Raw genomic sequence first — 26189 nt, 5'->3', positions numbered from 1 at the left:
TTATTAACGTGCCTCAATTACCTATCGATGGCTTACAAGCCAAATTTTACCAATTTATTCAAAAGGAACACCTTGTCGTGCAGGCGGAAACTGGCTCTGGGAAGTCAACCAGATTACCATTATGGGCGGCGCAGCATGGACGAGTATTGGTTATCGAGCCACGTAGAATCGCCTGCACTTCCTTGGCGGAATACCTTGCTGAACAATCACAACAGGTCTTAGGACAAGAGATTGGTTATGCAATAAAACTGAAAGCACACTTTGATGACAACACTCGGATTGTGTTTGTGACACCGGGCGTCGCTTTACGTTGGTTTGCAGAAGATAAACTGGCGAAATTCGACATTGTGATGGTCGATGAATTTCATGAACGACGTTGGGATATCGACTTATTGACCGCTATTTTGAAACAGGAAAAGCGTCATCGTCTTGTTGTCACCTCTGCCACGTTAGAAGCAAAGCGGTTGGCCCATTATCTAGGCGCTAAGCAATTACACTCCGAAGGTCGATGTTTTCCCGTTGACGTATTTCACTATGCTGCAGACAGTGCACACCTTCCTAAGAAAAAGAACATCGAAGCTGAAGTTGTTCAAACTGTAAGACAAGCAATTCAAGATAGGCAAGGTGATATTTTGGTGTTTTTACCAGGCCGTAAAGAAATCACCCAATGCGCCCAAATGTTACAAAACCTAGATGGCATCATGGCAGTTCAACTGCATGCTTCTGTCGGAGATGAAGAGCGACAACGTGCGTTAAGTATTCAAAAACTACGCAAAGTGGTGCTTGCAACTAATGTGGCAGAAACGTCGCTAACCATCCCTAATATCCGAGTAGTCATTGATAGTGGTTTAGAGAGAAGAAACATACAGCGCAATGGCCGTACGACTCTGACGTTAAGTCATATTTCTAAAGCCAGTGCAGCTCAGCGCACAGGCCGGGCAGGGAGAATGAGTGAAGGGATTTGTATTCGATTGTTTGGTGAACACGCTCCATTAGAATTGGTGACTCCCCCTGAACTGCACAGAGAAGAGTTAGTCGAGCCGATGCTTGCCGCTGCCTGTAGTGGCTATCACTTGTCTGATTTGTCTTTTCTTGATCCTTTGCCAGAAAAAACCTTACAAGCCGCTTTAAAAACGCTGCAAGCCATGGAAGCTCTAGATGCAAGCTGCCAGGTAACGGAACATGGCAAAAAGCTGTACCCGCTGCCGATTGATACCTTATTTGCTGATTTGGTTACCCGCATACAATCAAAGGCTGAAAAAGAAGCGATGATCGATCTTGCCGCTGCGCTTTCCATTCCTGCACCGCTCTATCAACTGCAAAGTGGGGATGTAATGGAGGCTTTGGCTCAAGAAGAACCATTGGGGTGTGACGCGAGCTTGGTGATCCGTTTAGTTCGAGGGGAAAAGCTTACAGGGGTTAACGTTGACCTCGGTGTACTTGATGAAGTTCAGCACTTAGCTCGGCAAATGCGTGCGGTATTTGAACTGCCAGAATTAGAAGTGGCTTCACGTTACCGGCGTGATGACTTTGTACGAGTCATTGCGAAACTGCATCCTGAATTGTTATTTGTGCGACGAGAGCGGCGAAGAGATGCGCTTGGTAACGGTGCAGTAGAAATGATGATTGGTCGAAATAGTCGATTTACTGAATATAGCGAAGCGGCATTAATTCTTAATAGCCATAGTGTGCCAGGTAGAGGAGTGAAACAAAACCTCAATTTAGCATCCGTGATGATGCCTGTGCCACTTAGATTAGTGCGTGAGTTAGAATTAGGAGAGTGGCAACAAGGAGAAACCACACTTGAGGAAGGGCAGCCAAAAGCGTGTATGAACTTAATTTATGCAGGTCGAGTGGTTTATTGTCAGCAAGTTGAGTTACAGGGTCACGTTGCTATAAGGTCGATTGTCGATAGCGTCGCAGTCGGTGATTTAATACCCGGTTTTGCCGAACTGAGGCGTCAACAAATACAGCATTGGCAAATTTATAATGCTTTGGGTTTGAACGATGAGTCAGTTGATAAAACAGCACTTGTTGCCTTATCTTTTGAGACTTGGCTGGAGGGACAGTTGAACCTTCTGGGCGTAAACCGTTTTGAAGATATCGAGCTATTTGAGGCAGAAGATCTGTTATTCGATGGTATTCCTGAATGGGAATATGATGAGTTTGCTCAACGTTACCCGCTTAAGCTGACACTCGCGGAACTCAAATTGGATGTGGAATATTTTGTGGCCCGTAAGCTGGTACATGTTGTTTATCGTGAAGGGAAGAGAAAAGGGGACCCTAAACGTTGGGAGCTGCCACGCTGGGCAGGGTGGAAAGTCCAATACCGTAAAGCCAGTCGAGTTGTTGACATAAAATGATATATTATCTTGAAGTCACTTTGGTATAAAAGGAGGATGGTCATGAAGGCAGTATATGCCTTGGTGAGCGAATGTAATCTATTTGTAACAATCTCACCTCTGATATTTCCTTTCGGTGTAAAGTCACCCGTTTAAAGAATGAAGTGTCATATTGTATTGTGTGGTAAAAAGGCAATGAGATATATTCTCTTTCAGGATCCTTAAAGCAGTTGAGCGTATCAACGTCAATTAAGGTCACTTGGCTATAGTAAGAGTTTAGCAAAGTCATTGGAATCGTGAGGAAGCGTATGGATCAACAAGGAAAGAGTTGCATTGAATTTGACTACACCAGTTTTTTAGGTGTGACGGTTAGTAAGAAATGGACATTTTTAGAGGCGCTGACAACGATTGCTCCTATTTTTAGTCTAATATGGAAACAAAATCTAGAAGAATTGATTTCGGCAGAAGATAGGTTATGGAGCAGCGCTATGAAAGAACTGTCCTCACGTAAAAGTGATGAAGCAAACCTAGTCAGCTTGGTGATACTTGCCCAAGAGCAAAATGTAAATCAACTCTATATCCTGATGCCATATTCATTAGAAGCAAAACAAATAGAATATATTGAAGAACGTACTCAGCGTTGTGTCTCCATTTTAGATTTAGATACTATTTACATTAAAATTATTTAACTAGTCAATCTATATCAAAATTCTACTTCTCCTAATAATTACATAAAATCAAAGTTTTTTAGTTTTAATAATGCCAATTTTACTAAAAAACTCATTCAAATTTAAATTTTTCGGCAAGACTTATTTATATTATTCTCATAATAATATTCAAATTAAAAATCAAAAAAATAATATTAAGACTTTCATCTGATTATAAGTTTTATTGCTAATTTTACTTATTTATTCTTTTGATGTTAACTAAACTTATCACACATATTAATACCCAAGAAACTTTTAAGAAGCAATGTTCAACGAAACAACTTTGGTTTGCTAAAAGGCTGAAAAGCTCATGGCATAATTCGGCGCTACTTTTTGAACTCGGTTGAGTGATTCAGCTCTGAAAAAACATCCTATTTGAATAACGCATCTGAAGACTAATTGGGACAAATCTGACATAACGGAGTTCTACATGAAACAATATTTGTCAAGATTTAGTGTGATAATTTTAAGTTTGTTTTTATTCGCATGTGGTGGTGGTTCTTCGGACAGCCCATCTCAAACGAGTGCTCAGCAAACAAAAATTACTTCAGAACTAAATGCATATGCGATGGATGACTCGTTAAGAGCACAATCATCGAGTGAACCCATATTACTAGAAGGTGAATTAAAAGCGACCAATACAGAAACCGGCGATGCAATAATTCAAGTCTGGAAAGCGTATCTTGATCTTGAAGACTTTTCTTTAGATTCACAAACAACTGTTGGTTTACAGCCAGGTAGCTATGTTATCGAATTGTTGTTAAAAGATGAAAATAATCAATACTATGGTGTAAAAACACAAGATATTGAAAATGGTGAGGTGGTTGTTGATATGGTTTTAGCCCCTTTGCTTGGTCAATTTACCAGTGATATATCAAGCAAAGAAAGGTCTGCTGAAATTTCATTATCATTCGAAGACAATCAAATTTCTTTGGCTGATCTTGATACTCCATATCTTGGTATTACTTTGAATAATGGTGAAGAGTTACGATTTTTGATTAATAAATCGGTTATCGAAAAAGATCCAACTTTGAATATTCTTTTTGGTGAGTATGAATTGGATTTGAACATTTACGATGACGAAAAACTTGTAGGCCGTCTAGCTTTACCTGATCAAAAGCTTGTTGTAGATGAAACATTTACAGCATCAAAATATGCATTAGTGCCTATGGTTGGAATAACAGTATTAGATTTAGGTACGGATGAAGATAGTGCGGAGTTAATACTCAAATTACCAAAGTCGATTGTCGAAAAATTTAATGACTTCAATGCACAATTGTTGATTAGAATGGATGAAACGATAGTTATTCTGGATAAGTTGTTAACATTTGCGCCATCAACAGACGATCCCAGCTCTCTTGTATCTATAGTTACATGGCAAGTGCCATTTGGCGATGTTCGAGATGGACAATTTTCAATGACGTTGAAGTTGTTTGAAGAATCGAGCCCTTTGCTCGCATTTGCTTCATGTCAATCGGATATATTTTCTCTGCAAAATCAAAGCAAAACTATTGGTTGTCAGCTGAACTTTAATCCACTTCAGGGCGAACTTATTAGTGCTTTGAGCTCTGCAGTGATTATTAATGTCTATGATATAAATGGTAATCCTGTAAAAGGAGCGAATATTTACTTAGACGATGAAACAGCAGTTGCGGGTGTGACTGGACAAAGTGTGCACACTAGCGATGGCGCATTAGTTCTTAATGTCGCTCCCGGAGAACGTGTTTTTCGAGTTGAAGCACTTGGCTTCGGAGCAAGTGAAACGGTTACTTTGAATCCATTATCCATTACAAATCTCGACATGAATTTATATCGTCGAATAAATACGGATCCAACAGTAGATGTCAATAATTATGATATCCGTCGCCCTTTAGAAGTGGCTGAAATATTAGAGCCTAGTTCGGACCAGATCTCACTAGAAAATGTCTTGAGACTTAAATTACCGCAAGTTCAGGTAAAACATGATAAACGTTATGGTACCACTCGAGTACTTTACAATAAAACGGGCTACTTAACGGAAGCTAATCCAGCACAGACAAGCAGTGATACTGTTGATAATTTCTTATCTGAACACAAAGCACTTTTAGGCCTCTCTACTCTAGATATTCAAAATGTTGTACAACAAATTAATACTACGGAAACATCGGGCACTGAACGGCATTATTTGAATCAAAAACATCATGGCTTGGATGTTGTAAATGCAATTCTACAAGTGAACCTGAATCGTGATGGTCGAGTGATCAGTGTTAATAATACCTTTACTCCTTATATTGATTCTATTGTTCCAACTAAGGAAGCTCCAGTGGTATCAGCTCAGCAAGCGATCATTAATGGTTCCAGAGCATTGGGAGTAAGCGTAGGCTACTTACCAAAAATAGAGACACAGAATAGACTTGCAGATGACATGGCTACGGTGCTTTCTTCACCAAGTGCATCCATCCGTCCAATTAAAGCAAAACTAGTTTATTATCCTATTAAAGCAAGAGATATTCGTTTAGCATGGAATTTCCTGTTAGTTATGAAAGGGCATAAACACGTTTATGATGTCATGGTTGATGCGAAAACTGGTGAGGTATTAGCTTATTTTGATCAAGTCGATTATGACAGTTATGAGGTGTTCCCATACCCTGTAGAGTCCCCTTCTCATGCGACACCTGTTGATACTCGTCAAATCGTTGTTAACCCTGCCGCGAGCCCAGGTTCTCCATGGGGCTGGCATGATACAAATGCAACTATGGGAGCGGAATATACCATCATGCGTGGTAACAACGTCCATGCTTATGATGATTCCAATAACTCTGGCTCACCGTCATCGGTAGAGCCTGATTGTGGTGCGGGACTGGCATGTATTTTCCCACTGGATTTGACGCTGCCACCTGAAGATAACATGTATTCTGCAATCGCAAACTTGTTCTACTGGAACAACATTATCCACGACATTACCTACCTGTATGGTTTTGACCAAGCTTCAGGTAATTTCCAGGTCAACCAATATGGTGCTGGTGGCGTGGGTGGTGATGATGTTCGAGCAGAAGCCCAAGATGGCGGCGGCATGAACAACGCTAACTTCTGGACACCGGCGGATGGTACCAGACCAAGAATGCAAATGTACAACTGGTCGCTTACCACGCCAAATCGTGATGGGGACTTCGATGCGGGTATCATTGTGCACGAATACGCACATGGCATTTCAAATCGACTAGTCGGTGGCCCAAGTAATGTTAACTGTTTGAGTAATACACAGCGACCATCAGAAGGCATCAGTGACCTTTACGGCTTGATGATGACACAACCTGCTGGTGGTGCTGGCACCGATCCTCGTGGTATTGGTACTTATGCACTTGGACAACCTATTACGGGCGCAGGCATCAGACCGCAGCAATACAGTACCGATCCAGCGATCAATACCTACACCTATGAAACCATTAGCTCAGGTATGTCAGTACCACACGGAGTCGGTTCAGTTTGGGCTCAGGCAGCTTGGGAAGTCTATTGGGCACTGGTTGATCAACATGGATTTGATATCGATCTATACAACCACACTGCTGGGAAAGGCAATCATCGCGCAATGTTGTACTTCACTGAAGGTTTGAAGAATACTGTGTGTTCACCAAGCTTTACTGAAACCCGTGACGGTATCATTCAAGCTGCGATTGATAACTATTCTGGTGAAGATGTGTGTTTAATTTGGCAAGCTTTCGCTGATTTCGGTCTAGGCTCGGATGCCGTGTCCCCAAGCAGCAGTTCACTGAGTGTTACTAACGGTTTCTCGGTACCAGAGGCATGTGACGATACAGATGTTTGGGTAGAAGATACACATTACGATTACACTGGGCCAAATCCCGATCTTGGTAATGAGCCAGACGCTAATATGACTGGTAAGAGTATGTGGCGAAGTAAAGCAATTTGGAACAGAACATCAGTATCTAGTCCAGGTAGCCATCAAAACCCTGAATTTGGCCAACAAAACGAAATCTACGTTAATGTTCAGAACCGAGGCGCGGCGACGGCATACAATACCACAGTTGAAGTTTACTGGGCGAATGCATCGACCGGGTTATCATGGCCTGGAGATTGGAATCTATTAGGTACCGATACAATTGGGTCATTAGCGGCAGGAAGTAATACCAATGCTAATGTGGTTTGGACGCCACCCGGTACCGGACATTATTGCTTTATTGCACGTCTTGTTAACCCACAGGATCCACTGACCTTTGTTGAAACTAGTGATGTAAATTACAACACAAGGCAAAATAACAATATTGCGTGGCGTAACATGAATATTGTTGACTTGTTGAGTAATTTAACTCAGATCACAACTTTCAATGCAGGTCTCACATTGAAGTCAAGCCATACCTTAACTCTACAGGTTGGGACACAAGAACAAATACGTTTTATTCGCGATGGTGGGGCAATTCGTATCAATCTAGTTGAAGCAACTGGAGATGACCGTTGGATTGAAGTGACGAAAATGCCTTTCCATCTTGGGGATATTAAACTTCCAGATAATCGTCGCTCAATACCACTACAAATTATGTTCGAAGCTGGACCAATGCCAATTACTCATGATGAAGTTGGAAAATATCATATTGACATTATTCAGCTAGAAAATACAGATAATGGGCAGCTTGTCGAAGTTGGTGGTGTAGCATACGAATTGCAAACCCGAACTTATCTGACTGATACGGATAGAGATGGTGAGTCAGATATTGAGGATAGCGATGACGATAATGACACAATACCAGATTATAAGGACCCATATCCTTTGGATAAAACTAGATAACAACTGAGTTTATGTTAAATAAAGCCCTACTAATTATAGTAGGGCTTTTATTTTAGGTAAGGTTATATGATGACTTTTACTATTAAAGTGATTATTAAAAAATGTTTTAAAATATGAGTCCTCGGTCGGGCATTATACTTTTAGCAGCTATTAAGTATTTACACGGCGATAACATGTTTTGTATTCTCAACCTGCAATCATATAGAAGGTATATATTATGTTTAAATGGACGTTAATCTTTTCTTTATTGACTATAGCTAACTACGCCTCAGCATCACTTGATCCACTAGGTGGCGGTAATATTCTTTAATTTATCATTGATTAATATCGCTGATAGAACACTTATAATTTGATTTTTATCATACCCAAGTTATCCAAGATGTCTTGGGTATTTATTTATCAAGTAGTCGTCTTTAAGGTTAAAGTAATGATCAAGAAACAATGGTGTGTAAAGTCCAGTATTGCTCTGGGGCTAGGGCTATTCATTATTAATAATGCATCTGCGGATGAATTTATATTTAATAACCCCGATGGTATGTATATACATGTCGAGGATGACACTGGAAACAAGCTTTATCACTCACCAGCCTACATGGCAAAATTTGATTGGCTACCTAGCTCAGAAAATGTCATTGTCACTGCGATTTCTGAAGGAAGTGAAGTATTTCGTAAAATCTTTTCTACCTCAAAACTGAGCGATATGAACTGTCATTATTCGTTGTTGGTTTCATCGCAAGATGGGTACAAACATGATAAATCTTCCCTTTCTGCTCAAGCATGTACCAATGATGAAGACATGTACTTCCCAGAATCAAGTGTGCCCAAATACAGTTTTGATAACCTCTCTGGGCTGCACGTCTATCCTGCTTTTTCACAACAAGATTCTGAGTTCGAAATGGATAACACTATGGGTTACTTAGAGCCAGGCAGTGTAAAAACATATACTCCAGCCGATGTTTATTGGTCTTCATCGCACAGAGATATTGAAGAGGGAACAATGCTATCGGTTGGCTTTTATAACCCATACAACTCAAGCTATGTGGTGTGTGAAGAGCAAGAGCCTGTAATTGGAGCCAAGACTTTCCTGATCAATCATGATGGAACATGTAGTGTAAAAAATCGGGTTGAAGGTTGTGCTAATGAATGGCAGTCGAGCAAATTTTACAAGACCAATGATCGTGTCGCGTACGATGGCAGTGTTTGGGAAGCCAGATTTTACAACATTGGTGTGGCGCCTTCACATTCTAAGATCAACCTCTGGCGTTACCTTGGTGTACTAAATTGTGAATAAGCACCATTGACACAATAAACCCAAGCATTTGATGTCAATTGTTGAGTATGAAGTAAAAACGCCCAATTCGAGTGAATTGGGCGTTTTTAGTATCACTAAAGCAGACGAAACCTAACCGCTAATCGATCAAGCCATATTCTCTGCTTAAAATGTCAATGATTTCAGCTTTTGGGTTATCACTGAGCTTAATTGGCTGACCTGTAATTTTTTCTGCAATGTTAAGGTAAGTACGAGAAATATCCATGAATGCATCTGTCGGTAAGGCATTATCACGTGCTAACGCTTCACGCTCTGGCATACGTTCTTTGTTGAGCAGAATGTCTGGGTCGGAAAAATGGTTCAGTAGGAACTGGCGAAAGCCTTCTTTTGAATTCTCAACAATCTGGCCATTTTTATAGGCTTTTCCATCCCAGATACGAGAAGAATCTGGAGTGCCTACTTCATCCATATAAATCAGTTTTTCATTCCCTGCTGCGTCTGCCACATAACCAAACTCAAATTTAGTATCCACAAAGATTTGCTCAACCTCTGCTAGAGCCTGACTGATGACACCAAATCCTTCTTTGAGCAGTTTTTCATACAACGCAATATCTTCGACATTGGAGAAGTTAAATGCTTGGTAGTGATCAATGATGTTCTGTTGTGTGATGTTGACGTCATCAGCTTCCGGAACATCAGGAATGCCGTATAAAATGCCTTTTGTTGAAGGTGTGATAAGCAGTTGTGGTAAGGACGTATCTTTTTGTATTCCTTCAGGTAATTGGATACCGCAGAACTCACGCTCCCCTGTGGCATAAGCTCTCCACATCGACCCGGTGATGTATTGGCGACAAATGGCTTCAATTTTAACTGGCTTTGCCTTTTGTACAATCCACACAAAAGGGTGGGGGATGTCTAGGATATGGCTGTCAGCGAGGCCGTTGTCTTTAAAAAGTGTAAACCAATGGTTAGAGATTGCATTAAGTGCAGCACCTTTGCCCGGAACCCCTTGTAATCCACCTTCACCGTGCCAAATGCAATCAAAAGCAGAGATGCGATCACTGATCACCATAATGGCCAGCGGGGCATCGGCAGACACGTTATATCCTTTTTGTTTGATAAGTCGTGCACTGTCCTCTTCGGTCAACCAGTAAGCAGAGCGAACTTTGCCGCTGTGTACGGGTTTGTCAGTACGAATTGGTAGATCATCATTAACAGCAAGTACTTGATTAGCAAGGCTCATTGTGACATTCCTATCATCTAAATCAGTCATAATAAAGAGTCAATACCCAATGACAACAATCACTGAATATGTTGAATGTGGGCATCATACACAGTTCTGTTATAACTCTCCAGATAAAAAGCAAACGTTTGCTTTTGGGTGTGGTTCATGCTCTCAGTTATGCTAGCTTATGTTTTTTATTGGGCAAAGAATGAAGTGATTTGTAATCATTAGTCATTTATCATAAATTTTCATGGTTTACTTTGTATAATTCACTCTTTAATACGGTGAGCTATGATAATTATTATCATTTGTTGATTTTGTAATAAATTATCAATATTAGTTAGGTGACATTTTTGTGGTAGAGTTTAAGAATGTCTGTTATTTATAAATAATGTATTTTTGGATTATTAAGTGTTGAAGTTTTATAGTATTACAGGCTTAACAGACTCTAGTTTAAAGAATTTTATTATCTTCTCTTATAAAATTTATTTTAGGATCAAGTATGAGTAAGCTTCTTATTTTTATGACCGCAAGTGAGCAGCCTTCGCAAGGTTATAATATATTAAAAATAAAAAGTGTTGATCGACTTGTTGTTAAAAGTGCTTCAAATAGAGATCGTAAAGATTATCTTCATTTTTTTAAAAGAAAAAAAATTGAAGATAAAGAAATTGAGGTTTTTTTTATATCTAAATTTAATCAACCTTTATGCCGTAAAAAAAAGAAATTGAAAAATTTAAACATAAAAAAGGAAAGGAAAAATTATTTCAACATTGTAGATTATACATCTATTAGTAATAGATATGTCTTATGCTACTCTCAATTAATAGTTGCGGCTTATCAAGCAAATCCGATGAGAATAAGAACATTGCCTTCGAAGCGCTATCAATGTCGATGTAAAAAATATTTCTGCTCGTATTGTATGGGAACAATGAAAAATTTGATAATATTAACAGATAGAGATGCCTAAAATTAGAATGTAATTGATTTTAATATTTCTAAATCTTGCTTAAAAAGTGATTATAATCATTTTTTATGAAATTGTTTCTATCAACATATAAAGATTGCTATGCAGTTATTTTTTGAAATTCTATGATTTGATTAGAACCACCTTGGTAAAGCACTCTAAGGATGGGAATTATTGAATACGATAAAGGAGGTTGGTTTTTATGCAGATAAAACTTATTTCAGTGGCATCATTGTTGCTTTTAGTATCATCATCAAGCTTAGCATCTTATATTGAAGTTTTGGATGATCCTCAGCAGTCCACTTATCATTTATCTAAATATTGCTTTGAAGAGTTACAACAGTTAAAGGTACAGTCACCCAACGCATGGGTTGGTTTAACAGAATATGTGGAATACAGTCATGGTGCATATGGTTTTAATTACCGTGTGTACCATGCCCTAAGCTATTTTGATACTGAGGAATTGGCCGTAATAAGACTTGATGCAACACCTGTCCCACCCCCGATTCCTGCAGATGCCTCAAGTTATTTATACAGTTGTTCTACGGATATGTCATAAATTAATCTGGATTTATAGTTAAATAAAGGTACTCCAGATAATAGTGCATGAAGTACCTTATATTTAAAAAGAGATTTTATAGTTTGCAAGAGATCAAATTATAATCAATTTTCAATGGCCAACTATATAAGAAATATTACTTGTTTTTAGAGCCTCGGCTACATAAACTTCAATAATGATGTACTTTGGCTATAGGTTTTGATTTAATTCCAAATAAGTTGATCGGTTCCTTCGCAACGTTGTTTATTATATAACTTAACGCTGCCACCACGTCCAACAAACTGCGCCTTAACTACCATACCTTGTTCAATATACTCACCAAGGTAGTTGCACGCAACTTTGTAGCTAGTATCCTGAATCACAACAGGAACCCATACATAGCCTCCACTTCTGGGTAAGTAAGAGTAGAAATTAATAAAGCCCTGATCAGTGACTTCTAACTTATAATTATACTCATTCAATTTGAAATAAACTTGGCCATGGATTTCTTCTTTAATTTTTTGGATATCCTCCACACTTGCCGTTGGTTGAATATTTGAGTCTGGTGTTGATTGACAGGCAGTTAATATTAATATTATTAATAATGGTAGCGCTAATTTTTTAAATTTATTCATTGTCGTTAATTTTGGTTATATTGATATTTGTATTATTTTAATTTATCAAATGTAAGAAGATAAGTATATAGTATATTAAGGTTATTATGCTATAAATTTTGAAACATATTTAATTATCTAAACTTATTTTTTTATTTAATGGCATATAAGTTATTTAATTTAAAAATTAATTCTTAACAGGGTGGGATGAGAAAGAAGATATATGAAATCAATTATATTTGATAGAAATAACTCAATATGACTAGCTGAAGGTATCATCTTACTATACGTTTTATCATGTTGTAGTATATTTTTTATACTAAATTAAAATAGTATGCTGCTAGAAGGTTGTTAAGGTTTGTTTTTAATATCAACAGGCGTGATTTTGCCAACTTTGGTTCTGAATTTTCACTTTTTTCAGTATCAATATGAGTCTCTATTATTAGTTATAATTGAGCCATATGTACATAGATATTCAAAATCTGAAAATTACTTGAGTATAGCCCTGTACGGTGTGTATTTAAATAACCATTTTTGCCTGATAACGGAAAAGAGGTACCTGATAACGGTATTGTTACTCGCAGTTGATTAACTGCTTTCCTCTTTTTTAATAACCATATACGAGAGTTTCGTCTGGTATCTTAGAGTGCTACGTCTGGATTAAATAAAGGTTCTTGTAAGTTTGATAGAACTCTTTCGTTGATTAGTTATTGTCGTAAAGATTGAGCATAGCTTGAATTTATCTGGCCATTAGATTAACGTCTGATCATATTAATCCAAAAAATAACGCATAACATTCGAGATGTATTAGCATATTGAGAATATCCCCAAGTACCTGTGGTTACTTAGGGATTCATTTATATCGATTTTTCTTCTTTAATGCGTCTTGAGCTTATGATTATTTTTAACAGCGCAACAGTACTCATCATGATTAAAAACCAACTTGCAATAATCATTGTAGTTTGATCTGTTGGTAGAGCAGATAAACCTAGTGTGAAACCGAATGCGCCAAGCATTTGTAGTGCCCCATAAAGCGCACCAACTTGTCCCCGGTGATTGGGAAATAAGTAAAGTGCTGAAACACTTGCGACGGTGGTTAAAAAAGTCGAACCACATGCAAATATTGCGAAGGATACTACTAGAATAGGGTAACTTTGTAATGCAACACTGTATATAGATAGAAGGCCACCAACAACTTGGATTAACACTCCTAGCGCTAGAGTCATATTTTCAGTAATTTTGTTTTTAAGAAAAGAATTCCAGAAAAGTCGAGAAGTAACGCTGCTAGCCATGAGTACAAGCAAACCATGGCTGAACTGCTCGACAGAGAGACCATACTGCTTTTGTGCCACGAATGATCCGGTTACTTGGAACAGTAGAATGCAACTAGTACCACTGATCATCATTGCTAAATAACTCAGAAATATTGGGTGGGAGATGATCAATGTGTAGTCTTTGAGCATTTGTTTGGGTTTTATGGCATGAGGGTTTTTTTTCGCTATGGTTTCTTTTTGTTTCAATGTAACAACCAGCAATATGAATGCAGCTAATATAGCCATAAAGACAAAGTTACCTTGCCACCCGTAGTGTCCAGCAATATAGCCACCTAAAACAGGAGTTAAGCCAGGTAATCCCATAAAAAGTACGCCATACCAGGCGAGTATGCCCATCAATTCACTTTTGTTAAATGAATCCTGTAAGATGGTTCTACATAACAAATAAAGCCCACCAACTCCTATTCCTTGAACCACCCGACCAAATAGTAAAGTTTGAATGTTGGTTGCTGACAAACAAACAGCAGAGCCAGCTAAAAAAATTAAAGCAGAAATAAGAGCGATTGGCTTACGACCATAGCGTTCAGATAAAGGGCCGCAGCTTAACTGACTAACTGCAAGAGCAATAAAGAAAAAACTCAATGATTGTTGAGTCAGAGTGCCAGTAGTTTGTAAACTGCTTTCAATATCTGGAAGGCTTGGAGCGTACATACTTGATGAAAAAAAGTAGCTTAGCGCCATAATAAAACTGATTAAAATAATTTGTGCTTTTGACATAAATGAAACCATAATATTTAGGGACAGTGAATTTTAACGATTTCAGATCTTATAGCTTCAGGTTTAACGACAAGGTATTAACAAAACGCGACAAATTATTGTAACGCTTGATAGAGCGTCTTTTTTTTCTGGTGTTCTTTAAAGGCATTTGAAAAAGCAGAAAGACTTGAATATTGTAGCTCATAGGCGACATCAGTGGAGCTCATTCCTTGATTCAATAATTGCTCAGCCCTATCCATCACTACCTTGCTGCGAATATCTTTAAAAGAAGCATTAAAGTGATTCAAAAAAAGTCGGTTCAGTGTTCTTACTGAAGCGCCAGTAGTTGAGGCAAGATCCGATAATGATATCTTGATATTTGGTTCTTTAGAGAGGCTATCAATAATCATAAGTAATCTTCTGTCAATGCAACCTTGGGCAACAAGAGCAACTGAAGCAGGTTCGCATTGAAGGGTTTGGTCGGCTAATACCTGAATATAATGTTGCTCTAAAGACCCTTCTAGTTTTTGATTTTCCAAAATTTGAAAAAGTTGAGTTACAAGAGGTGTAACAGTGAATAGCTGAATACTTTTACACTTTGATTTAGGTTGAACTAATGTGCATAAAAAACTAATGCGCGATTGAGTCAGAACTTCTACTCTGTGAAGGTTATAGGCAGGTACATAGATAAGGTTGCCCGGTGTGGTCATGATGCTTTGTTCATCAGTATAGAGAATATGGCATCCTTGGTGAACATAAATAAAATGCGCAAAGTCGTGTTGATGAAAGTCGCATGAGAACTGACTGTCATAAATTCTTGTTATAACTCGGTGGTCATTGTTATCCATAAAAATCCGCTAGTAAGTTTTATTTAACTGACAATTCAATAATAACATATTTGTCAGAATTAATAAGAGAACTGATTTGGAAACAGATGTGACTCAATAAGTGAAGAATATCACACACAAACTAATGATATTTTTCATACCAAAATCAGAACAGCATACTACATCGAGTTTGGCTAAATAGATAATTCTAGTGAGCCACACTGATATAAAAGTTCAGTTTATTCAACCTGATCAGGTATTATTCATAAAAATGTTTAAATTAAAAACAAAAATCTAAAGGAGTAGGTTTTGATAAAATACATTATATTACTTTTATCATTGATAATTAGTCACTCGGTCATTGCAATTGATTTAGATAGTGCAACAATTAATGAAATCCATATTGCCTTAAAGAATGGTGAGATAACTTCAGAGCAGTTGGTCAGAGCTTATATAGACAGAATTGAGAAAAATAATAACCTTAATGCAATTGTAAGTATTGATGATAAAGCTTTGGATTACGCAAAACAATGGGATAAATCGGGTAATAAAAACTCAATACTTGGTGGAATCCCCTTTCTAGTCAAGGATAACTATAACGTCAAAAATCAGCCTAACACGGCAGGCTCAATTGCCTTAAAAGATAACATTGCAAAATATGACGCTAAAATAGTGGCGTTACTAAAACAGAATGGTGCTATTGTTTTAGGCCGAACGAATATGTCAGAGCTGGCAGCTTCTTACGGCCGATTCGGATACAGCTCTCTAGCGGGACAAACATTGAATCCGCTTAATTTACAGCGTGACCCATCTGGTTCAAGCAGCGGTTCGGCTGCAGCTGTTGCTGCACATTTAGCTCCATTTGCATTAGGTACAGATACTACTGGATCGATTCGTGGGCCAGCTTCTGTAATGGGTTTAATCGGATATCGATCGTCGATTGGATTAACGAGTCGAACAGGTGTTGTGCCGCTCTCACTCACTCTTGACACCACTGGTCCTATCACTTCTTCTGTTGAAGATCTTGCAATTATTATGGACATTATTGCTGTAGAAGATCCAATGGATCAAGCAAGCATATTTTATTATTCAATTCACTCAGTACCAAACTTTACTCAATCATTACCTGAAGCAACACTGAAAAATAAACGATTGGGATATATTAATAATTATTCTGGTTCGAATGATGAAGTAGATAAAATCGTCGAGCAGTCTCTAGTTAAAATAAAAGGTGAAGGTACAGAAATAATAGAACTGTCATTACCAGAGGAAATCGCATCTATTGGGGCTGAGACTTCTTCTTTTATTATTGCAACAGAGTTTAAACCACAGTTTGAAACACATTTACGATCTAATAAAACAGCAATAGATTTGCTAGAAGTAATCAAAAAACTAAAAGCCGATAATGCAAATCCCCATCCTATCAACCCTAAAAGATTGGTTGCTTTAGAGCAGAACGTTTTGAATCATGATACCAATAGTGTTCGCTACGTCAGCTTGCTTAACCAAAAGCTACCTCTACTAAGGGCTGAACTCGACTTCTTAAAGAACAAGTATCGTTTGGATGGATTTGTATTTGCTACTCGCCCATGTCCAGCAGCACCACTTCCAAATATTGTTGATGACAGCTACCAATGTCGGTCAAAAGATTTACTGGAAGCAGGTTATATCTCATCATTATTAGGATATCCCGAAATTTCAATCCCAGCTGGTGTAACACAAAGTAATATTCCGGTCAGTTTGTCTTTCTTAGGTAGCTATGCCCAAGATATAGAAATGATGCAATTTGGATATGCTTTTGAAAAGTTAGCACACTTTGCCATAGAAAATCGTTTATAGCATCCTACATAGAATTACTTACATATAAGCTGAGATCGTCTTTCTGGGCTTCTCAGCTTATGTACTGATCAAAGAAATTTATTGCTTATTAAGACCTAACCTAAAACTCTCCGTCTAAAAGTGAAAGAAGTCAATTATTCAAGAATGCTATGGTCATTGTCAGTAGTATTAGGAGACGATAAATGACTTTCGATCAAAAAGTTCTTAATGGTTTACTAGGTGAACTCAGTCACTTTTGGCAGCTAGACGATTTAACATTAGATCAGTCAGGGCGCTGTTCTCTTATCACCGAGGAAGATCTACAGGTTGCTATAGATCTTCCGGCAGGGAGTACTCATTTGCAGCTGCTTGCTGGTGTTGGTTTTCTAAATGAATCTTACAGAGAGCAACAATTAACAACATTGATGCAAAGCAACTTTGATCATCCTCAATTATGCCAAGCCTATTTTGCTCTAAGTCCAGAAAGTGATTGTATCCTTTTGCGTTATTTATGCTCATTTGAAGATATTGATATTAATATATTTACCAATATAGTCAGTAATTTTATTCAGACAGCGAAAGCTACAGAAAAGCAATTACATGATTTATGGGAAGATTTGGAGGTAACTCCCAAATCAGGTTTACAACATTATGATAATTCTTTGAAAGTATAGGGGGCGATATGTCGCTAAATCAAGCCAGTAGTACTACTAGTCAGACTACGCCTTATACGGTTGGTTTACTAGCTCATCAATGCAAGGCAACAAAAGAAGATTCAACGCTCCCAGTTTCTAATGTTTCCAATTTAACTTCAGTAGATATGAAAGCACCATTGAATCATTTCCCCAGCAATCTAAAACAAGATTTTCGGATCAGTGATGAACATATAGTTCAAGTTTCAAAAGCATTTGGTAATTCGTTAAAAAGCTATGTTAAAAGTAACCCAGAAAAACATATTGCTTACTTAAACTATTACTGTGAACTTGAAAAGATTAAAGGTCAGTTCACTATACATAATGATTCAATTAAAGAAATTCGATTATCTCGTTCAATAGAAAATCTGGCCGATACTTACAATACCTTGCTTAAAGGGCATTCAAGGTGTGGTTCTATGTTCAAATCACTTATTAAGCCAATAAAAGATAAGAATAATATATTGTATAAATATTTAAAATATTCTAATGGCAAAGTCAAACCAGCTAAGGTATTACCCAGCCAATCTCATGAAGAAAGGGCTTACACAACATTTATATCTAAAGCTCAAAACACCAGAGTGATCCCCTCACCCAATAAAGTTGAAGATAATCTAAGAAGACTTGAATTTACTGATGAAGAACGTACTAAGTTAACTGAACAGCTTAATCAGATTCTTTCGGACTATCTTTTCAAAGGTCAAGGCACAGTCCAACATCAACAGAGACTACAAGCAAAATTAAACTTTACTGATGGAAAGGCTAATAAGTATCTAACAATAAAAGATGGGAGTTTATCTCTAACTAGCCTTAGAGATCGTCAAGATTTGAAATGTTTTCTAGATAGTTTATTAAGTAATCAATGGGGCTTTGAATCCAAGCTATGTCTCTTTTCAAGTACTCTTGTAAAAAAAGTGAGAGAAGCGATTAAAACTGAATCAGGTGTTCTTCATCAGTACTTAAAATGGGAAAATGACAATAAATTGAGTACAGTTGAACCTAGTGCCGAAGAATTGCAAAAATATGAAGAAGTAGACAAGCAAAATCACCAGATTTATGAAAAAAAAGAAAGAGTAGAGATATCAGAAAAAATCAAATTATTGCAAGAACAGCAAAGAATTCTTTTATCACGAACAAAATTGAGTCGATGGTTACAAACTAATGCTAAAAAAAATTGGTCAGAGATTAATTTTGAGTCTGTACCTGTAACAAATTTGGAATATGTGGATATTTTGGGATGTGAATCAATTGAGGAATTACGTAATGCACTTAAGATGACGGAAGAAAATAATAAGCTGTTAGCATGGGAATTAGAACGTAATTTAATGCAGCTACCGATAAAGGGTGAGATTGAAAAAAATAACTTGCCCGTGACTAAATTGACAGTAGTCAACACAATCTCTAAATTAAAATCGATTGTAAAGATTATAGAAAAACCTAAAACTAACTGGTTTACACGATGGTTTTTTAAGCCACAACATCAAGCTATCAATGACATCAAAGGGCGCTTAAATGAACTAGAGTATATTCATCAACAACTGGAAAGGCATTGGCCAAACATGAGAGAACAACCTACTTTTCAGAGCTTTATTGCTAGAGAAGCGGAAAGGTTAGGCGATAAATTGCTCTCCAAAAGAAAAGTAATGATGTTTAGTTTCGAAACACCTGAATTCAGAGTATGGAAAGAAGCTTTAGGTGAAGTAATAAAGAAAAAATAATAATATAAAGATATATTGCTATAATTTAATATTTTAATAATAGGAGTTTCAGTAAAAGTGAGACTCCTTTATTTTTATTAATTTATATCTATGAATTGAAATTGTTAAAATCCATGAATAATATAGTTGTATATTGATTTTTTTGTGTCACTATATCTAGTTCAAGTAAGGTTATCTTTACTTGAATAATCAATGCCTTTATCTTTATAAAGGATTTTTTATTAAGATTTAAAGCCGATAATGGCTTGTTCTTTTAAATTCTATGGTTACGAATAAGGTTGATATGGAAATAATAAGAAATGCTCTCATACTTATTTCGGCATTATTAGTTCAAGGGCTGTTAATTGCAGATGAGTTGGAAAGTAAAAGTATGAATGCTTCTTATAAGCACTTCTTTACGGCAGATAATAAACTTCATGATGAAGCAACAGGATTATTCAATAAAATATTGAATCAAATACCTCGTGAAAAACTAGGTAAATTATCAAAAGACTACTTACTCCAGTTAGAAGATAAACAAGGTGAGTACCTCGAGAGTCAAGAAAAAAATCTTGATACAGCTGTTAAGCAGGAAACTGCTTACGCAATACAATATTACTTACAGCACCAAAAAGTCGATAATTCACGTTTTGTGAAATCCGGAAATAAAGTTGCAGGCTGGTGTTTGGTAATTGGAGAAGGGAAATGCGATAGTCCTCTTAATGCTCACGGAACTTTGACTCGAATTAAACAAGGGGCTTCGACTTCCGGTGGTAATGCATTGGTAGTAGGTAGGACAAAGGTCCAAACAAGTATTTTAACATCTTTGCAGACGATTCCTGGCCAAACTTATACACTCAGTTTTAGTTATACGGGGGACTTTGTAAAAAACTCAGGACGGTCATATATTTTCCGCCCTGTAAGTACTCTTGTCAGTATTGGTGCTGAAGAAACACTCATTGAAATGCAACATCCAATTGTTGAAGAAGAATTCTGGTCTGGCAGAAGTAGAGGAGTGCTAAATGCGCCTTGGGATAATAATCAAAATGGTTACCGTTGGGAAAAAGTTGAAATGCAATTTGTTGCAACTCAATCTCAAACAACTCTCGGATTCACATATTTGGATAAGAATGACAATGGTCAAGAAACTACCCCGATTATGTTATCAAATGTAATGGTTTATGATGATGCTACTGCAGATAAATCACTTCAACCAGGACAGATCGCCTATGTAGCTACGTCGGGTGCAGCTGTAGCCGGTGTGGGTGGAACCATTTTATATTTGGTTAATAAAGGGCATATTACCAATTATTTTCAGTCGCTAGGTTACGGTTTGACAACGGTAGGACCGGGCACAAAAATAATGCGCATAAACGCAGCCTTCGACGATATGCATGAAATTATGCAAGGTAATGGCGGGTTAGAAGTATTAGGAAATTATCTTAATTTTACCACTCGAGAGTACGCAGAGGACTATTTTAAACATCCGATTCAAGCATCGCAATTTAACGCTCTTGCACACGAGGGCTTTGTTGAGCTGGATACTGGAATTAGAGCTGATGCACTGACATTTGATGAGAGTGCGACCTATATAACAAAGCCTATTTTTGCACAATCGACAGATATTAATGTCCAAACAGTAATAAAGTTTACGTCTCAGCAAAGAGCCATTGATTTTGTTAGACATTTCAATAGTTATTTGATGACACAAAATTCACAAGTACAAGCTATTCGTCGAGAGATTCATAGTTTAAATGTTCTAGTGGGTAATACTGAGGCTAATGCTGTAGCTGCTGAGCATGAATCGGTCATTGTATTTCATACCGGTAATTCCATTACCTTAAATGGTACGAGACAAATTAGCTTAAATGAATTGGTAGCCTGGTTTGCTAAAACAAATGGCTTTAAATCGTCCATTGTGGACAGTTTACCATTTACTTATAGTTCAACTTCAGTATCTGGTATTGGCTGGAGCTCCATAATCGAGGATATAAATAGTATTGCAGCAAACATTATACATGATAGTTACCAAGCCGAAATGACCGTTGAAGAGTTTTCAACTGCAGCAATTGAGGCAATGGAAGCAGCAGGTATTTTGGTTATGTTATAATTGGTGCTGATTTAAAGTATTATTATCACTATGGTTAATAACACTTTACGATTAATGTGGCTTTATTTGTATAAACTTCTAGTTAACTCATATCTAGCTCTCTAACGGAGCAATTGTCACCATCAAATTCTACCATAACTTTCTTTTTTTGATAATGCGGCTGCCATGGCAGTCGCATAAATTGTTTTTTCATATTGGCTATTTAAGAGAACCCGTTAGTAAATACCACATTTATTAAACTTTATGTATAATATGTTATTTTTTACACGGAAGTTATCTATCTTCATATCTGCTTTTACTTTTTTGTATATAGAGAATGCAAAGTTATCATAGGTATAAATAATAAGAAATATATTTTATTTTTACTTGGTACCTTTTAATAGATGGTTTTTTATTATGCATGATAAAGTTTAATTGTGTAAATTAAACTTGGCATTTTTATAATCTTGGTGTTTAAATTAAAAACTATTTGTGTAGACTATTATGTGATTCTTTTTCAAAATTTATACCAAAATCTACTTTCTGTAGTTTAAGGGAATGGTTTTCTATTTAAGGAAATTCATCATTGAGAGTAAACGATATGCTTAAACGTAGTACACGCTTTTTAATTCTAATGTCAACTGTATTGCTATCGAGTAATAGCTTTGCTGACTGGCTTAATTTAACAGGGAAAGTGAAAGTTATTTCTACTTATGCACACACCAATACTATTATTGTTGCTTTAGAACAGAAAGGTTCACCAATAGTGGGTTGCTCTGATACAACCAGCTTTGCGATAAGTAAAGACTTGCAGCCGGAGGCAAGAGCAAGAATGTATTCAATGGCGCTCGCTGCAGAAGCTTCGGATAGCACCATTACTATAAGTTACGGAGGCGCTGCTAACGACTGTGTTAAATATGATAATAATGTCTCGTTCAGAAAAATTGTTCGTATGATAAAAAATTAAAAATAAATAATTTTCTAATTTAATAACAGAAATCCCTTAAGGAAAATAAAATGAAAAAAATGCTTTTAACAGCATTCTTAATCGTGCTCTCTTCATCATCTTTTGCTGAAGAATATCGTGGCGTAGTTAAGAAAATAAACTTGTATGGTGGTAAGTGGGGTAACTCTCACGACGGAGGTATTTTATTTACATTAGAAAAAATGCCGAGTGATACAGCCTATTTTAGAATCGACCATAAAGATATTGCGTTTAATTCTTTTCTATCGACACTATTAGCCGTGAAACACTCAAGAGGCACAATTTCGGTAGTGTATGAGGTCGATACTTCAGAAAATAAATACTCACCAGTAAGAAAGATTGCCATCGAGTAAAGCAGCACTCGTCAGGTTGGCTTATCTCTTTAGCTAGACTGCTCATCGTAACCAGAATAGAACCACCAACCCAAGTTTCTAAGACAACTTGTGCGGGCGGTTTTTTTGTGTTTCAGAGATAAAAAGCCTCCAAGTGGAGGCGATGATGTGATTAACGTCGAACTTAATTAATGGTACTTATTAACTCTGCCTTCGACGAAAAAGACTTCACATTGGTAGCGCTGTGCGAAATGACGCAAATAAGATTGTCTTTCAGAACAGATGGTATTAGAGGCAACAACCGCACATGCATTGCCGGATTGGATCGCTTTGATAACTATCTCGACTTCTGAGAGTGTATGAGAGCGATTAATTTGCAGAATATGCTGACAGCGAATGTTAAAAGAAGACAGTTGCTCATAATCGGGGCGCTGACACTCTGCTGTAAACAAGATCCACTGACGTTGTAGAGACAGAGTCGCTAGTTGAGATAGCAATTGATCTGCACCCATTAAAGGATGAGTTGACTGGGCTAATCTGTTGTAACGAGAGTATGTATGAGCTTGAGTATTAAATTGCATTTTACTGTTCCTTTATACATGCTGTATGTGTATACAGTAGTTGTTTTTTGCTATTCGATCAAGCTTTTTGAAGCAGAGAAAGCAATTCGATGATTCTTATTTGATTAATTTGTTAATTGATTTATGTGAGCTATAGGTTTGCTTTTGAGATATTTGGTTGGAGGATGTTTATAGTGCGCTAATGAGCAATATTTATGTTAATCTGGTCTTGTGTCTTTTCCTGTGTAAGTAATTCAAGTCACTTTTATACAGGTTTTGTCAGCATAGTGTTCAGGTTTACTGTAATTGCTTTATACTTTGAAGAGTTAAATGGACAAGTCGCTATCTTAACTAAAAAGGCGCCTTGGAACTGAGCGCCCATGAAGAATTGAATAAAAGCTATCCTGCTCGCCTTGCTATTCGTTCACGCATTTGTTGTTCACCTTGGTTAAACTGTTGGACATCAATTTTGGCCATTGGGTGGCATGATTGGCAAGAATGGTGATACTTACCATCAAAGTAACTCAATCGGGTGACAAAACTTAGTTGTTTGCACCAATCGCAGGTGCCTTCTTCAGTAAACATTCATTTTTCCTCATTGGCTATATACCGCGTTACCTGAGTTAAAGTAGAAGTACTTGCTAAGCGCCGTTTTCACGCTGTGGTACCACGTCTCTTGAGGTTACTAGGGTATAAAAATTATCAATTGCTTTGATTAGAATTATTTTCATCTGATATTATTACACAGAAGAGTTAATTCGATTAAACAACAGTGAAGTTCTTTGAGAAGGATATCGATTGCGAAGTGTTTTATCATTAGTAATGCGGCGTATTTAAAGTTAGTGTCATGTTGCTTACATACTTTTTTAACATTTTATTAAGAACGATGAATGTTCGAAATAAGCTTCATTGATTGGTTTAAGCGTTTCATTTCTTGATCAGACCCCCCTGAATCAGGGTGGTAGATTTTAGATAACTGTCTGTAGCGTCTTTTTATTGCGGTGTGATTAGGAATTTGCTCTGGTGAATAGCCGAATAGAGCACATGCCAAAGCGATATCTTTTTGTTCTTGTTGAATTTTTAGTTTGTTATATTCTTCTAGCAGTTTTTCAAACCTGTATCTCAGTTGCTGAATAAGTGTTTTCAATTGCTCATTTTGTCGTAGTAACGGAGAGGTTTTTTGATCTGATTCGACTGATGCTTTTAAATATCTCTTACGTGTTTTGAATATAATCACAGAGCCGACCAGACACAACAAAGTTATCCCAAAAAGAGAAGCATCAAGCATATTTTCTGTTAACAGGCTGTTCTTTGTTGAGTCTACTTGTGTTATTAACAGCGGTTGTATGGATTGAACTGGGTGTAATACCTCTTTTTGAATCGCTTGCTTGTCGAGCTGAGCAATATCAGCCAACTGTTTAGCGCGTAGCTCATCAAAGCGTTGCTGCAAAAACTGATGGTAGCTTTGTTTGGCTTGTGGATTATTTTGTGCAGCAAACTGATAAAAAGTGTCCGTTAAATCCGCTAAAGTGATTTTATGAGAATTATGGTTGAGCAAATCAGCCAATAACATACCTCGATCACTAGAGTCATTGAGTGCTTTAGATACGGCATCGAAAAGTAATTGTTTTGTATCGATGTGTCGTGTAGAGGTTTCAGTTAATTCTCGGACTGGTTGTATTTGAGTGGATAAGTTACCTGATTGGGGCGAGAGTGTTAACTCGCCTTTAGGATGGCTAGGCAGGCTCACAATGTATGACGTTTGTTGTTCAGTTAGTTTGGTGGAGGTATTCACTTTCTCTGTTAGCTCATTAGCAACAGCAAGGTAAAAAAAGCAGCCGCTGACTAAAAAAATAACAGTAAAAAGTCTTAAAAGCATAGTGAATTCAGGTGTTATTTGTTCTGGTATTAAAGAACAAGTGAAATTGACTGTGGTAATATAAACGGGGTGTACAGAGCGTGCTCATGGTGTTCTTTGAACCGCCGGAACAGCTTCAGCTTGGTAGTTGCACCGTAGACCCAAGAGGTATACGGTGCAGTGATTTTATCGTAGCGGTAATATCTGGATTTCTACGCGACGGTTACAAGCTCGGCCTTGAGCATTTTTGTTTGAGCAAATTGGGTTACGCTCACCATAGCCACGAGCGATTGCACGGCCTGGTGCAACGTTTTGTGATACTAGGAATTGACGCACTGACTCGGCACGACGCTCAGAAAGTTGTTGGTTGTAAGAGTCACTACCTGTGCTGTCAGTGTAACCATTAATGACTAGGCTAGTGTCTGGGTATTCTACTAAGATACGAGCCACACCGCGAAGAGTGTTATGTATAGTGGAGTCTAGTTGGTATGAATTAGAGGAAAAACCGATGCCGTTTTCCATACGAAGTAGCAGTTGATTGTCACCAATACGCTGAACCTGTACACCAGAGTTTAATAGTGCACGGCGTAATTCTGCTTCTTGTCGGTCAAAGTAGTAACCAACTCCAGCGCCAGTAGCACCGCCAGCTGCTGCACCAATCATAGCACCTTTGCGACGTTCTTTAGCGTTATCACCAGTGGCAATACCAATCGCAGCCCCTGCAATGGCTCCAATGATCGCGCCTGTTGTTGTTGAGTTAGTTTCGTATTCACCAGTGGTTGCGTTCTGACGTTGGGTGGCTTGACAGCCCGTTAATGCAAGCATTACTGCCAGTGCGATAGACATCTTTTTCAAAGG

20 protein-coding genes are annotated in these 26189 nt (G+C 37.5%); 12 read left to right on the top strand and 8 right to left on the bottom strand.

The features are described from left to right. Positions 1 to 8 precede the first annotated feature (8 nt). The 4 genes from VSA01S_RS08335 (at position 9) to VSA01S_RS08320 (ending at position 9123) form a co-directional block, all read left to right on the top strand. A complete protein-coding gene (locus tag VSA01S_RS08335; protein WP_039982525.1) occupies positions 9 to 2363 on the top strand; it encodes a helicase-related protein in 2355 nt (784 codons plus the stop codon). 287 nt (positions 2364 to 2650) lie between these two features. Further along, positions 2651 to 3031, top strand: a complete 381-nt coding sequence (locus VSA01S_RS08330) for a hypothetical protein (RefSeq protein ID WP_039982523.1) — start codon at positions 2651 to 2653, stop codon at positions 3029 to 3031. Between the two features lie 448 nt (positions 3032 to 3479). Beyond that, a complete protein-coding gene (locus VSA01S_RS08325; RefSeq protein WP_083932340.1) occupies positions 3480 to 7832 on the top strand; it encodes a M36 family metallopeptidase in 4353 nt (1450 codons plus the stop codon). A gap of 427 nt (positions 7833 to 8259) precedes the next feature. Continuing rightward, on the top strand, positions 8260 to 9123 hold the full coding sequence (locus VSA01S_RS08320) for a hypothetical protein (protein WP_039983905.1): 864 nt from the start codon (positions 8260 to 8262) through the stop codon (positions 9121 to 9123). Positions 9124 to 9241: 118 nt separating this feature from the next. On the opposite strand, the gene VSA01S_RS08315 is transcribed toward VSA01S_RS08320, so the two are convergent. Further along, positions 9242 to 10345: a phosphoribosylaminoimidazolesuccinocarboxamide synthase gene (locus VSA01S_RS08315; RefSeq protein WP_039983907.1), complete on the bottom strand. Its 1104-nt coding sequence runs from the start codon at positions 10343 to 10345 to the stop codon at positions 9242 to 9244. A 484-nt stretch (positions 10346 to 10829) separates the two neighbouring features. Here VSA01S_RS08315 and VSA01S_RS08310 point away from each other — a divergent pair, with 484 nt between their 5' ends. Both VSA01S_RS08310 and VSA01S_RS08305 read left to right on the top strand, forming a co-directional pair. Beyond that, positions 10830 to 11294, top strand: a complete 465-nt coding sequence (locus tag VSA01S_RS08310; RefSeq protein WP_147052691.1) for a hypothetical protein — start codon at positions 10830 to 10832, stop codon at positions 11292 to 11294. A gap of 199 nt (positions 11295 to 11493) precedes the next feature. Beyond that, complete coding sequence (locus VSA01S_RS08305) at positions 11494 to 11850, top strand: hypothetical protein (RefSeq protein WP_039983959.1); 357 nt, start codon at positions 11494 to 11496, stop codon at positions 11848 to 11850. A gap of 203 nt (positions 11851 to 12053) precedes the next feature. On the opposite strand, the gene VSA01S_RS08300 is transcribed toward VSA01S_RS08305, so the two are convergent. From VSA01S_RS08300 to VSA01S_RS08290, 3 genes are all read right to left on the bottom strand, one after another. After that, entirely contained in the window at positions 12054 to 12464 is a 411-nt protein-coding gene (locus VSA01S_RS08300; RefSeq protein WP_039983958.1) for a hypothetical protein, read from the bottom strand. 836 nt (positions 12465 to 13300) lie between these two features. Continuing rightward, positions 13301 to 14506 (bottom strand): MFS transporter, encoded by a 1206-nt coding sequence (locus VSA01S_RS08295; RefSeq protein WP_371860779.1) that lies wholly within the window; start codon positions 14504 to 14506, stop codon positions 13301 to 13303. 83 nt (positions 14507 to 14589) lie between these two features. Then, a complete protein-coding gene (locus VSA01S_RS08290; protein ID WP_050567328.1) occupies positions 14590 to 15321 on the bottom strand; it encodes a helix-turn-helix domain-containing protein in 732 nt (243 codons plus the stop codon). Positions 15322 to 15609: 288 nt separating this feature from the next. Between VSA01S_RS08290 and VSA01S_RS08285 the strand changes: the two genes are divergently transcribed. The 6 genes from VSA01S_RS08285 to VSA01S_RS08260 all read left to right on the top strand — a co-directional run bounded on the left by VSA01S_RS08285 (position 15610) and on the right by VSA01S_RS08260 (position 22934). Continuing rightward, the gene (locus VSA01S_RS08285) at positions 15610 to 17139 is read left to right on the top strand and encodes an amidase (protein WP_039980819.1); all 1530 of its coding nucleotides are present in this window, start codon (positions 15610 to 15612) and stop codon (positions 17137 to 17139) included. 182 nt (positions 17140 to 17321) lie between these two features. Beyond that, positions 17322 to 17792 carry a type III secretion system chaperone gene (locus VSA01S_RS08280; RefSeq protein WP_039980818.1) on the top strand — a complete coding sequence of 157 codons (471 nt, stop codon included), beginning with the start codon at positions 17322 to 17324 and terminating at the stop codon, positions 17790 to 17792. Between the two features lie 8 nt (positions 17793 to 17800). Beyond that, complete coding sequence (locus VSA01S_RS08275) at positions 17801 to 19528, top strand: hypothetical protein (RefSeq protein ID WP_050567327.1); 1728 nt, start codon at positions 17801 to 17803, stop codon at positions 19526 to 19528. 283 nt (positions 19529 to 19811) lie between these two features. Beyond that, entirely contained in the window at positions 19812 to 21617 is a 1806-nt protein-coding gene (locus VSA01S_RS08270; protein WP_050567326.1) for a carbohydrate binding domain-containing protein, read from the top strand. A 580-nt stretch (positions 21618 to 22197) separates the two neighbouring features. Next, on the top strand, positions 22198 to 22563 hold the full coding sequence (locus VSA01S_RS08265) for a hypothetical protein (RefSeq protein WP_039980816.1): 366 nt from the start codon (positions 22198 to 22200) through the stop codon (positions 22561 to 22563). A 50-nt stretch (positions 22564 to 22613) separates the two neighbouring features. Then, a complete protein-coding gene (locus VSA01S_RS08260; RefSeq protein WP_039980814.1) occupies positions 22614 to 22934 on the top strand; it encodes a hypothetical protein in 321 nt (106 codons plus the stop codon). Between the two features lie 167 nt (positions 22935 to 23101). Here VSA01S_RS08260 and VSA01S_RS08255 read toward each other — a convergent pair whose 3' ends face one another. From VSA01S_RS08255 to VSA01S_RS08240, 4 genes are all read right to left on the bottom strand, one after another. Next, positions 23102 to 23494: a SulA-like leucine-rich domain-containing protein gene (locus tag VSA01S_RS08255; protein WP_039980813.1), complete on the bottom strand. Its 393-nt coding sequence runs from the start codon at positions 23492 to 23494 to the stop codon at positions 23102 to 23104. Positions 23495 to 23872: 378 nt separating this feature from the next. Beyond that, entirely contained in the window at positions 23873 to 24058 is a 186-nt protein-coding gene (locus VSA01S_RS08250) for a hypothetical protein (protein ID WP_039980811.1), read from the bottom strand. Positions 24059 to 24350: 292 nt separating this feature from the next. Continuing rightward, the gene (locus tag VSA01S_RS08245) at positions 24351 to 25352 is read right to left on the bottom strand and encodes a J domain-containing protein (protein ID WP_050567325.1); all 1002 of its coding nucleotides are present in this window, start codon (positions 25350 to 25352) and stop codon (positions 24351 to 24353) included. A gap of 165 nt (positions 25353 to 25517) precedes the next feature. Continuing rightward, positions 25518 to 26186 carry a YiaD family glycine zipper/OmpA-like lipoprotein gene (locus tag VSA01S_RS08240; protein ID WP_039980809.1) on the bottom strand — a complete coding sequence of 223 codons (669 nt, stop codon included), beginning with the start codon at positions 26184 to 26186 and terminating at the stop codon, positions 25518 to 25520. Between the last annotated feature and the right edge of the window lie 3 nt (positions 26187 to 26189).

Source organism: Vibrio sagamiensis NBRC 104589, assembly GCF_007990935.1.
Taxonomy (GTDB): Bacteria; Pseudomonadota; Gammaproteobacteria; order Enterobacterales; family Vibrionaceae; genus Vibrio; species Vibrio sagamiensis.
Note: the sequence above shows the minus strand (reverse complement) of the source record. Positions and strands in the feature narration are given on the sequence as shown.